11 protein-coding genes and 1 pseudogene are annotated in these 10,637 nt (G+C 58.5%); 6 read left to right on the forward strand and 6 right to left on the reverse strand.

Annotated features, from left to right (window positions below; translation table 11 throughout):
- The first annotated feature begins 10 nt into the window (after positions 1 to 10).
- The 5 genes from ACQR35_RS13035 (at position 11) to ACQR35_RS13055 (ending at position 3,274) form a co-directional block, all read left to right on the forward strand.
- Positions 11 to 499, forward strand: a complete 489-nt coding sequence (locus ACQR35_RS13035; protein ID WP_430270294.1) for a hypothetical protein — start codon at positions 11 to 13, stop codon at positions 497 to 499.
- Positions 465 to 776 carry an ArsR/SmtB family transcription factor gene (locus ACQR35_RS13040; protein ID WP_430270295.1) on the forward strand — a complete coding sequence of 104 codons (312 nt, stop codon included), beginning with the start codon at positions 465 to 467 and terminating at the stop codon, positions 774 to 776. The genes ACQR35_RS13035 and ACQR35_RS13040 overlap by 35 nt, the downstream gene beginning before the upstream one ends.
- Positions 773 to 1,840 (forward strand): cation diffusion facilitator family transporter, encoded by a 1,068-nt coding sequence (locus tag ACQR35_RS13045; protein ID WP_430270296.1) that lies wholly within the window; start codon positions 773 to 775, stop codon positions 1,838 to 1,840. The genes ACQR35_RS13040 and ACQR35_RS13045 overlap by 4 nt, the downstream gene beginning before the upstream one ends.
- A 126-nt stretch (positions 1,841 to 1,966) precedes the next feature.
- Positions 1,967 to 2,542 carry an NADPH-dependent F420 reductase gene (locus ACQR35_RS13050; protein WP_430270297.1) on the forward strand — a complete coding sequence of 192 codons (576 nt, stop codon included), beginning with the start codon at positions 1,967 to 1,969 and terminating at the stop codon, positions 2,540 to 2,542.
- A gap of 108 nt (positions 2,543 to 2,650) precedes the next feature.
- Complete coding sequence (locus ACQR35_RS13055; RefSeq protein ID WP_430270298.1) at positions 2,651 to 3,274, forward strand: alpha/beta hydrolase; 624 nt, start codon at positions 2,651 to 2,653, stop codon at positions 3,272 to 3,274.
- On the opposite strand, the gene ACQR35_RS13060 is transcribed toward ACQR35_RS13055, so the two are convergent.
- The 3 genes from ACQR35_RS13060 to lepA all read right to left on the reverse strand — a co-directional run bounded on the left by ACQR35_RS13060 (position 3,263) and on the right by lepA (position 7,214).
- A complete protein-coding gene (locus ACQR35_RS13060) occupies positions 3,263 to 4,198 on the reverse strand; it encodes an alpha/beta hydrolase (RefSeq protein WP_430270299.1) in 936 nt (311 codons plus the stop codon). The genes ACQR35_RS13055 and ACQR35_RS13060 overlap by 12 nt on opposite strands.
- Before the next feature lie 106 nt (positions 4,199 to 4,304).
- Complete coding sequence (locus ACQR35_RS13065; protein ID WP_430270300.1) at positions 4,305 to 5,438, reverse strand: FAD-dependent oxidoreductase; 1,134 nt, start codon at positions 5,436 to 5,438, stop codon at positions 4,305 to 4,307.
- A gap of 120 nt (positions 5,439 to 5,558) precedes the next feature.
- Positions 5,559 to 7,214 carry a translation elongation factor 4 gene (lepA, locus tag ACQR35_RS13070; protein ID WP_430270301.1) on the reverse strand — a complete coding sequence of 552 codons (1,656 nt, stop codon included), beginning with the start codon at positions 7,212 to 7,214 and terminating at the stop codon, positions 5,559 to 5,561.
- 219 nt (positions 7,215 to 7,433) lie between these two features.
- Between lepA and ACQR35_RS13075 the strand changes: the two genes are divergently transcribed.
- Positions 7,434 to 8,006: an NUDIX hydrolase gene (locus tag ACQR35_RS13075; RefSeq protein ID WP_430268760.1), complete on the forward strand. Its 573-nt coding sequence runs from the start codon at positions 7,434 to 7,436 to the stop codon at positions 8,004 to 8,006.
- A gap of 159 nt (positions 8,007 to 8,165) precedes the next feature.
- Here the strand turns inward: ACQR35_RS13075 and ACQR35_RS13080 are convergent, their stop codons facing one another.
- The 3 genes and pseudogenes from ACQR35_RS13080 to ACQR35_RS13090 all read right to left on the reverse strand — a co-directional run.
- Positions 8,166 to 9,611, reverse strand: coding sequence for an MFS transporter (locus ACQR35_RS13080; protein ID WP_430270302.1), 1,446 nt, complete (start codon positions 9,609 to 9,611; stop codon positions 8,166 to 8,168).
- A gap of 354 nt (positions 9,612 to 9,965) precedes the next feature.
- Positions 9,966 to 10,283 (reverse strand): alpha/beta fold hydrolase, encoded by a 318-nt coding sequence (locus tag ACQR35_RS13085; protein ID WP_430270303.1) that lies wholly within the window; start codon positions 10,281 to 10,283, stop codon positions 9,966 to 9,968.
- Between the two features lie 197 nt (positions 10,284 to 10,480).
- Positions 10,481 to 10,637: pseudogene (locus tag ACQR35_RS13090) on the reverse strand (integrase core domain-containing protein); the annotation flags it as partial.

Raw genomic sequence — 10,637 nt, forward strand, 5'->3', positions numbered from 1 at the left:
AACTGTCCGTATGCCCGCCCACCTTTTCAGCCTCTCTTCCATTTGGAACTTTGCCCATCCCCGGCAGAAGGTCTGGGACGTGATGGCGGATCCCACCATGTCTTGGCCCCTTTGGTGGCCCGGCTGCAGCCTGGCTGCCCCGCTCGAACACCACAGTGACGTCCATTCCTCAGCCGATGAACAAATCTTGACGACGACGGCGGCACTGAAGTTCCGCGCGTCGTACGGTTACACCTTGATGGTCCTGTACCACCCAACCCGAGTAAACAGTCCCAGGGAAGTTACTTTTGACGCCCGCGGCGACCTGGTAGGTCAAGGACGCGCGGTTCTATCCTCGATTGACGAACAGTGCACTCGTGTGGAGATTGAGTGGAACGTTCGGCCAACCAGCCGATGGATGCAACTGCTCAGCCCGCTTGCGGCGCCGGCATTCAAACACGCGCACGCTGTATTGATGGCCAAAGGTGAGACTGGCCTGCGCAACTACCTCGGCCGCTAGTGCGCCTACCCGCGTTCGGATTATCCTCGCACTGCGTGACCAAGAGCTGGCCGTTGGCACCTTAGCTTCCCTTGTGGGAAAGTCCCCCACCGCAGTTTCCCAACACCTGGCAAAGATGCGTTTGGCCCGTATGGTCTCAACCCGGCAGGACGGCACCAAAGTCATGTACCGCCTGGAAAACGAACATGCTCGGCAACTGGTTACTGACGCAATTCACCAGGCCGAACACGCACTTGGCGGAGTTCCAGCCCACCACCAAAAGCAGGAGGAAGCATGAGCATTACGGATCACGGCAGCCACGAACACCCACACAAAAACGGGCACAGTCACGAGGATGCAGCTCACCACGAGCACGGTCACAGCCACGATCACAATCATGATCATGGCGACCACAGCCATAAGCATTATTCGGGAATCCGCGGCTGGCTTTATGAGCTCTTTGTTCCGCACACTCATGATGCCGCTGACTCGATCGATGACGCGTTGGAGTCCAGCACCAGGGGTGTTCGAGCTCTAAAAATCAGCCTTTTCATCTTGCTAGGCACAACCATCCTGCAATTCTTGGTGGTCCTTATCAGTGGTTCGGTGGCACTCTTGGCTGACACCATCCACAACTTCTCGGACGCACTGACGGCAGTACCCCTGTGGATCGCGTTCATTGTGGGGCGCCGTGCTGCGAACCGCCGCTACACCTTCGGTTATGGCCGCGCCGAGGATCTCGCCGGGATATTTATCGTGGCGGTAGTTGCCCTATCCGCCGTGGTGGCCGCTTGGGAATCCATTGATCGCTTGTTTCACCCGCAGCCGTTGCATAATCTCGGCTGGGTCTTGGTAGCTGGACTCATCGGTTTTGCAGGCAATGAGTTAGTGGCTGTCTACCGCATTAAAGTTGGCCGCCAGATTGGCTCGGCCGCCCTCGTGGCGGACGGCGTTCACGCCCGGATTGACGGCTTCACGTCTCTAGCCGTGGTTCTTGGTGCTGTCGGCGTAATGCTTGGCTTCCCGCTAGCTGACCCGATCATTGGCCTGGTCATTTCCGCGGCCATCATTGCTCTACTGTGGGGCACGGTGAAAAGTATCGGCCGCCGCCTGATGGACGGGATCGAGCCCGAGCTGGTGGACCGGGCGGAAGCTGCACTAACCGGCACCCCAGGGATCCTTTCTGTGGATCGGGTTCAACTGAGGTGGGTTGGGCATCGTCTCCAAGGTGCAGCCGTGGTGAATGTCGCAGACGCTCCGCTGTCAGAGGTAGCAAAAACTCTGCACGACGCCGAACATCGCCTTGGTCACGCACTGCCCAAATTGGACCACTTCACCGTCACCCCGGCCGCCCAGCAGTAGGAGAAGCTCGCGACGCGCGGACACGTAAAGATATTTCGAAATTAGTTGTTGCTTCAACTAAAGATGAGGCGTACACTTTTAGTTGAAGCCTCAAGTAAGTGAGGTCGACACATCGAGGAGATCGAAATGACTGCAGTAAGCATCCTGGGACACGGCAACATGGGCTCAGCAATCGCTGGCATCTTTGAAAAAGCTGGCAACACCGTTCAGGTTCTGGGAAGTGCAGACAAAGACCAGGCGCTGACTGGCGAGATTGTTGTCTTGGCTGTTCCTTACCCGGCTGTTGAGGGCATCTTGGCCCAGCGCGGTGAAGAACTCGCAGGCAAGGTGGTTGTGGACATCACCAACCCGCTCAACTTCGAAACTTTCGATTCCCTCACCGTCCCGGCCGATTCTTCCGCCACCGCCGTGATCCAGGCAGCGCTCCCTAGCTCCAAGGTCGTCAAGGCCTTCAACACAAACTTCGCCTCCACCTTGGCAACGGGCGAGCTCGCCGGTCAGCCCACCACCGTTTTGATCGCCGGCGACCACGCCGAAGCAAAAACCCAGCTCGCCGAGGCTGTTACCGCCGCTGGCCTGCGCGCCATCGATGCGGGCGCTTTGAGCCGTGCGCGCGAACTCGAAGCAATCGGCTTCCTCCAGATCACCCTCGCTGCTGGCGAAAAGATCGCCTGGACCGCAGGATTCTCCGTCAACGCCTAAGGCACCCGTAGTAGAGCATCACCGTCATACGGCTACACACCCTTTGGGCTGGCGAACACCTTTCGCCAGCCCAAAGGACTCCACTTAATACTTTTTGAGGACCCCCAAGTGAACAATTTCTTTGCAGAACCCACTGTTATTTGGCACGCTCCGGACAACTCCGCACAGCCGCTTGTGGTCCTCCTCCACGGACGTGGCGCCGACGAAAACGGCATCATTGGCCTAGCGGACCACTTGCCAGCGGATCATTCCTACGTGGCGGTACGTGCACCCATCGCGGCAGGCGCAGGTTACGCGTGGTTCGCTAACCGTGGCATTGGCCGTCCCATTGCCGAATCGCTGACCGAAACCATGGCTTGGTTCAAGACTTGGTTGGACTCCGTAGCCCCAGCTGGCCGTCCGGTGATCCTGATCGGTTTCAGTGGTGGTGCCGCCTTCGCCGGCGGGCTTCTCCTGGCGGATCCTCAGCGTTTTGCTGGCACCGCCGTCCTCTATGGCACCTTGCCGTTCGACGCCGGTGTCCCCACCACTGCTGGCCAGCTCACCGGTGCGCCGGTGTTCGTAGCGCAAGGCGATGCCGACACCGTAATCCCCCGTGAGCTGCTGGATAAGACCTGGACTTATCTGTTGGGCGACTCCGGTGCCACCACCACTTCGCGCCGCGATCCGGGCGGGCATGGACTCACCAATGAAACACTGACCAAACTCGGCGAGTGGATCTCAGGACTCTAGGGTCCCGCTTCCAACCACCACGGCCAGCCATTGCCGGGCTCTGCCCATAAGGGCTTTGGCCGGTTTGGTGTTCCGCGCCCAAGACTCGAATCCGTGCGGCGCGTTAGGGACGACGTCGAGCGTCACCCTAACGCCCGCGCTGGCGAGCCGCCGCCCGTACTCACGCACTTCGGGGAAAAACAGTTCAATATCCCCCACTGCGAGAAAGCTCGGCGGCAGGCCCGTCAGATTTTCACGGCGAGCCGCAGCGGCGTAGCGCGGAACTTCCTCACCACCAGGCTCTTTACCGAGGTAACCCCGCCAGCTGTTCCGGTTGGAACGGTTGTTCCACGCCCAGTGCTCCACCGAGTCCAATGTCTCATCGGCAGCCGTTCTGTCATCAATCATCGGCGAAAAGAGCCACTGACCAATGGGCTGAGAGCCCCCCTCATCCAAAAGTCGCTGAGCCAGTACTGCCGCCAATCCTCCCCCGGCGCTTTCTCCGCCGAGCACAATTCTTGCCGGGTTCACGCCCAGCTCATCGGCATTTAGCTGCAGCCACCTCCACGCCCAGTGAACGTCATCCAAGGCCGCCGGAAAAGGGTGTTCAGGGGCAAAGCGATAATTAGCCGAGACCACAACCATTCCAAGATCACGTGCAGTTTCTGCGCACAACGGTTCGTCTTGACGGGCATCTCCAAACATTAAACCGCCACCATGAATCCACAGCAGTGCCGCTTCATTGCGCCGCAAATCCGGTACATAGATTCGCAGCCGAAGCTCCCCCAGCTTGGCTGTAGACACAGCAACACCAGCCACCCTCCGCACCGGCATCACCGCAGTAGCCCACCGTGCCATATTGCGGATGAAAGCATTAGACCAATCGAGGGCGGGTAAGGCCTTTGTCGCAGCCCTCAGGTCTGGGTCCACGTTGTTGATATGCATACGCTTCCAGTCCAATGGTCACGAGAAATGGCCAGATACAGCCGTGTAACCAATTTATGCCGAAACTCCTGGTCGTCATAGCTGCATGCACTTACGCTGCCTGCACTTACAACGTTGCGGCCCGGAACCTGGCCGGAACATCTCGCGTGCCGGTGGCCAACCCTGCAGCCCACTCGCCAATCAGCGGCGCAAACTTAGCACCGTGGCCCGAGCAGGGCGAGACGATAGTGAGCCCACCGGCCCGGTCGATCACAAAGTCCTCGTTGGGGGTGTTGGTGAAGAGGCACGTGGTTTCGGCATAAGGTTCAGGGTCTAGGCCAGGCAGATTCATGCGTACATAATCCACAACCCGCTCACGGTTTGCCGGATCAACCACGCCAGTTTGGTCGGCAGCAGAGGGGATGATTCGTCCGCCGTTATATTCGGCCACTTTTTGGCCGTCAAACCCGGCATCCCTGCCACCGGGGAGCCCATAAACCTCAATGTTTCCGTTGTTGTGGATGAAGGTGGGCCATGCTTGCCTGGTCTTATTTGCCTCCCGGTAGTGGAAGTGGAAGACCTGCTCTTGCCGCACCGTAAATTTGGGTATGCCAGCCAAAAAACCAGAGGGAAGTGGGAGCTGCCCAAGTAGTTGCGGTAACCAGCCACCGGCAGCGATCACCACATTTTCGGCGTCGAACGTCTCACCGTTATCGCGTACCAAACGGTAGCCGTGGCTGCGTTCCTGAACCGAGGCAACAGTCCAATCCGTCAGCAGCCGAGCGCCGTGTTTTCGAGCTTGGGCCACCATCGCGTTCACCGAACCCTCGGCATCTATCACCCCGGCACCAGGCTGCCACAATACCCGCGACTCAAATTGGATCTGCGGCCAGCGCTGCCGGGCCTGGTCAGCGGTGAGGAGGTTGTGCTCAACACCAACAGCAACCAAAACTCGGGCCAGCTGTTCCGGGTCTCGGTGCGTGCCGTGATCCACAGCCCCAACGGGGTCAATCAGATCGGCCCCATGGAGCTGTTCGAGTTCATTCCATAGCGTGCGGGATTCCGCCACCGACCGGGCATAAAACTCATCGGCATAGGCGTACCTGAAGATCCGCGCAGAGCCGTGCGAACTCCCCCTGTGGCTGGCTGGTTCGTCACGCTCCAGGATGGTCACTTCATGTCCTGCTGCGGCAAGCTTCCACGCAGCCGCGGCACCAGCTAGCCCCGCACCTACAACAAGGTATTTGGATGATTCAGTCATAAACGGGATCCCCGGATTCAGCTCGTGCCGCCCACCGCTTGGCGGGCCATCATTGACGCTTCAATCCTATGGGTCAGCAGGATGGCCCCATCAGCTATTACGCTGCGAGGCCATCGCTGATCATCGCCACCGGTGGGGTGCGGAACCCTTCACCTGGTTCGAACTCTTCCCGGAGGATTGCGTATGGTGGCGTTCAGATCCCCAAGATCTTCTCGAAAAGCCCGGCCGGGATATCACCCTTGCCCATTCCCCGTGGAGTGCGATCCCGACGTCGTTCAGCAAGGCGTCGCTTGGCCGAAACACTGCCTTGGAACCCCTGCGCCAGGGCGCTCTTGCGAAGTGGTGGAAGATCTTCGCGCACGATGACCTTCTGCTCAACGCGCGCCTGCAGGGGAATGACATCAAAACGGCATCGTTGGCCGAGGCATACGTCAACGAGACGTATTCGCCGCGATGACTTTGGCACACCTCCATAACGGGGCCCACCCGGTCGTGGGGAAGATGGAGGCTCACAGAAACGAATGGCTCCAAGGCACTATGGAATTGCTGCGCTTGCGGAAACTGCATGGGGCCGTCAACTGAGATCACTTCGCCGTTGACGAGCCGAGCCTGGTAAGGAACGCTCGGTGAACTGGCAATGATCTCCACGGAAAACTCACGGAGCAGCCGCTCGCGAACAATTTCTAGATGAAGCATCCCGAGGAAACCGCAACGGAACCCTGCAGCCAGCGCAGTGGAAGTCTCCGGAGTGAAACGCAGCGCTGCATCGTTCAGGGCAAGCTTGGCGATGCCCTCACGCAAGGTATTCAAATGGCGGGCATCTAGGGGATAAAGACTGGCGAAGACCATAGGCGCAGGTTCATCGTAGGGCAACAATGGTTCGGTTGCCGCCAGCCCGAACCCCGTCAGGGTGTCGCCCACCCGGATCGCTGCAACGTCCTTTACCCCGGTCACGACATAGCCGACCTCGCCGTTGGACAAGCCGAGCGCGGCAATCGGTTGAGGAGTGAAGTGGCCGACTTCCACGGCCTCTAACTCAAGATTATTCGACATCAGCTGCATGCTGTCACCGTGCGCGAGCGCACCATCAACGATTCGTACGTGCATAACTGCGCCCTGATACGGGTCATAGTGCGAATCAAACACGAGTGCACGCAACGGGCTCCTTGGATCGCCCGAGGGTGGCGGAAGTTGCGTGGTGATGGCTTCGAGGAGCTCCGGGATCCCTTGGCCCGTTTTGGCCGAGACTAATAGAGCGCCTGCGGCATCGACGCCTTCGAGGGCATCGAGTTCTGCCAAAGCGGATTCGATGTCCGCCCCCGGACTGTCCACCTTGTTCAACACCGGCAGGATAGTTAGACCTTGACGGTGGGCCGCACGGAGGACTGCAACGGTTTGCGCCTGAACTCCTTGAGTGGCATCAACCAAGAGGATTGCTCCATCGCACGCCGCCAAACTGCGTGCAACCTCCGCCGCGAAGTCGACGTGGCCGGGCGTGTCTATGAGGTTCAGCTGGAAGTCTGAACCTAAGTGGTTGCGGTAATTCAAGCGCACCGTTTGAAGCTTCACCGTGATCCCGCGTTCCCGTTCAATCGCCATGGAATCGAGGACTTGGTCTCTAAATAGCCGATCGGGAACGGCGTCAGTTGCCTGGATCAGGCGATCGGAGAGCGTGGATTTCCCATGGTCAATATGGGCGATGATGCAAAAATTCCGGATATGGACAGGACGGTCCGGTTCGGATTTAAAGGGGAAGGAAATTGCTGTGGAATTCACAAGAGTGCCTTTCGGAGCGTGAGTGCACGCACGAAACTCATTACCCGACGAAAAAATACCGCGGGTCTAACTGAATGAGGCGCCTCTAGGTGGGCGGGACCGGGCGGATCCCAAACCATGTTCACGGCTTAATTCCAGGGCCAGGCGCGCACGCTTTGCCTCGCTGCGGCTGTGGGTCTAGCTCAACCTTGAGTTCTGCAGATGTGCCACGATTAGCCTGTGAGATCTAAGGAATTACTGGACAGCCTCGAAGACGTGCCTGCATCGGATCAGCGGGATGCGTATCAACGGTTTGTGTCATCGTCCGGAGACGCAGCCTTGAGTCGCGACGGCGGTCCGGAGCACGTCACAGGATCCTGCTTCGTTTTCTCGCCAGATTTCGATCAGGTCCTACTGTGTTTTCACCGCAAAGGTCAGTTCTGGGTGCAATTTGGCGGACACGTTGAGACTCAGGACCAGACTGTGGCTCAGACAGCCCAACGGGAGGCCCGGGAGGAATCAGGGCTTAGGGATCTGCTATTGATGTCAGCACAGATCGTTGACCTCGATCGCCACGAGCTCGGGTCTGGGTTTTCCTGCAGTGCCCATTGGGACATTGGCTACGTTGCCATCGCCGATCCCCGTGGTGAGGTCACGGTGAGTGACGAAAGCGACGACGTGAGGTGGTTCGCCGTCGATCGGTTACCTCGGCAAGTTCCCGCCGGCTTTGCTGGCCGCCTGAATCAGGCGCGCCACCGAGCGAGGTCGATTCGAACTACCCAACCGGGCCACATCACCTCCGTACCGCGTTGAGTCGAAAGAACACCATCCACGCGCGCACTGGAGCCGTAATGGAACCAAGCAAGTCGCAGATCCTTGCCGGGTATGTCCGCACCCTTCTGCCGCTGGTCCACAACAGGAAGCGGATGGAGCCCAGAATGCTAACGATCTGGCTCTGTGGCCGGCAGTAGCTCAGCTGGACTCCGACGGCGTTACTTCCGCAGCGGTTTCAGCCGGAGCGGCCGGTGGCATTGCGATCACAGCTACCACCGTGAGCACGGCCACCACAAGCACCGCAAGAAACACTGCTCCGGAGGCGGAGATAATAGTGTGATGGTCTGTTGTGCCGTTTGGGGTGCTGGCATAAATCGCGTTGGCTATGGCTCCAAAAACGGCCACACCGATCGCGCTACCAATCGACCGGGTAAAGAGATTGGTGCCTGTCACCACTCCCCGTTCGCTCCAGCCCACACTTGATTGGGCTGCAATGAGAGTGGGGGTAGCAACCAGTCCTAGCCCGAGTCCCACAATGAAGCAGCTTAATGCCACCAGCAAAACGTTGGGTGTGGCGGCCGTGAGTGCAAGCACCGCCGCACCAAGAGCGGTGATGCTGATGCCAATAAGTGCTGTGCGTTTGAAACCGATGCGCAGATAGAAGCGGCCCGACTGTGAAGCACTGATGGGCCAGCCAAGGGTTAGTGCGGCTAACGCGAGCCCGGCCAAGATGGGGGATGTGGAGAGCGAGCCTTCCAAGAACGTCGGCACGTAGGACGTGAGACCCAGCATCGCTGCACCCACACCAAAAGAGATGAGCGCCGTCGTTGCTAATAGTCGGCGGGAGAAAACCCACGGAGGCAAAACAGGTTCGGCAGCCTTCCGCTCAACAAAAACAAATATTGTCAGCGTCAGAGCACCGATCACAAAGATGCCGATGCTGAGGGGCGAATCCCAGGCCCAGGCTTGGCCACCCTCCAGAGCTCCCAAAATGATCGAGGTAAGGGAAATGGTGAGCAGGACTGCGCCAGCGTAATCCACGCGGTGCTTCACTCGCTCAATATTTTCATGGAAGCTTTTCAGAAGCATCCACGCCGCCAGCAGGCACAGTGGAATGTTGACCAAAAAGATGCCGCGCCAAACCCCTAGGGAGGAAAAGACGCCACCCAGCGTTGGGCCAACCACTGAAGAAATCGCCCACACACTCGCCAAGTAACCTTGGACCTTGGCTCGCTCCGTCAGAGTGTAAATATCACCAGCAATGGTGATAGCAACTGGCTGTACCGCACCAGCACCGAGGCCTTGCAGAACGCGGAAGGCGATCAAGGCCGGCATACTCCAGGCGATTCCACACAGAATAGAGCCCACTAAGAACAAACCGATGCCCAGCAGAATAATCGGCTTGCGGCCCACCATGTCGGAAAGTTTGGCGTAGATGGGCACTGAGACGGCCTGCGCCAAAAGGTATGCAGAAAACAACCACGGGAAGGACGCGAAACCGCCAATATCGTTCACGATCGAGGGCACTGCCGTGGCGACAATCGTGGAATCAATCGCCACCAACCCCGTCGATAGCATCAATGCGATCAAGATTGGTCCTCGTTCGGACCGGAAGCCCACTCCGTCTGCAGTTGTTGTGGTCATCTGATCCCGTTCGTCTCGTCTTCTGTTCCGCTGTGGCGTGTGGACTCCGTCTGGCCCAGGGTGCACAACCACAGACGACGGCGAATTAGTCCCGCAGGTGCCCGATGAGTGGCAGCTCTAGAGGGGCGGGTGATCCGCCATTGCGGTGCATCTCATGCCAATCATCGTGTGTACTCTTCTGGCGTGGTTGCATGCTAGGAACTCGGCGCCTGGTATGGGTCCTCGTGGTAAAACCATCCGCTTTTCGAAACCCGCCGTTCCACGATGGATTCACCGAGTTGAGCATTAAACAACGAATGACTCCCCCACCCCTGCTGACCATGAGCTATGCAATTTGGCACTTCGCCTGATGTCTTAGGCGCGCGTTGCCTGCAGAAATCCGAGCAGTTGACGGTTGAATTCAGTAGCTTCGTTCCAATGCGGACAGTGCCCACTGTTTTCGAAGATGGACAGAGACGCCTGCGGCAACGTGTCCGCCAGCCACTGCATCCCCTCGAGCGGGAATGAAGGCGAATGGCGACCAGTGGCCACCCACGATGGGACATCAACCATGGGGACGACGTCTCGCCAGTCGGCAATGAAGTGATCTGCCAAAAGCGGCACTACGGTCCCCTGAGGAAATTCTGTGAGCCCTCCCACCTCAGAAAAGAGTTGCTCCACATGAGCTGGCATAGGGGGTTCCAGCTCAGGACTACCCCACTGAAACCTTCCATTTACGGAGTCCCAAACGTTACCCCACTGCACACTGAGGTGTGTCAAGGATCCGGGACAGTTCGTTAGTTTCTTTTTGGTTAGGCAGCAGCGGGTAGCTGCTGGTTTTGGGTCATGAATTTGGCCATGGCCGCAGCTGGTGGCAAGCCGTCATTGTGGGTGTGGGGTCTGTGCCGATTGTAGAAGACCTCGATGTAACGCATCGTTGCCCGCCGTGCGTCTTGCCGGGTGGGGAAGCTGTAGTGGTGGTAGAACTCGTTCTTCAGTGACGAAAAGACAGACTCGGCCACGGAATTGTCCCAGCACACTCCTTTG

Origin of the sequence: Pseudarthrobacter sp. J1738, assembly GCF_050490315.1 — a bacterium.
In the GTDB taxonomy this organism is placed as follows: domain Bacteria; phylum Actinomycetota; class Actinomycetes; order Actinomycetales; family Micrococcaceae; genus JBNPEO01.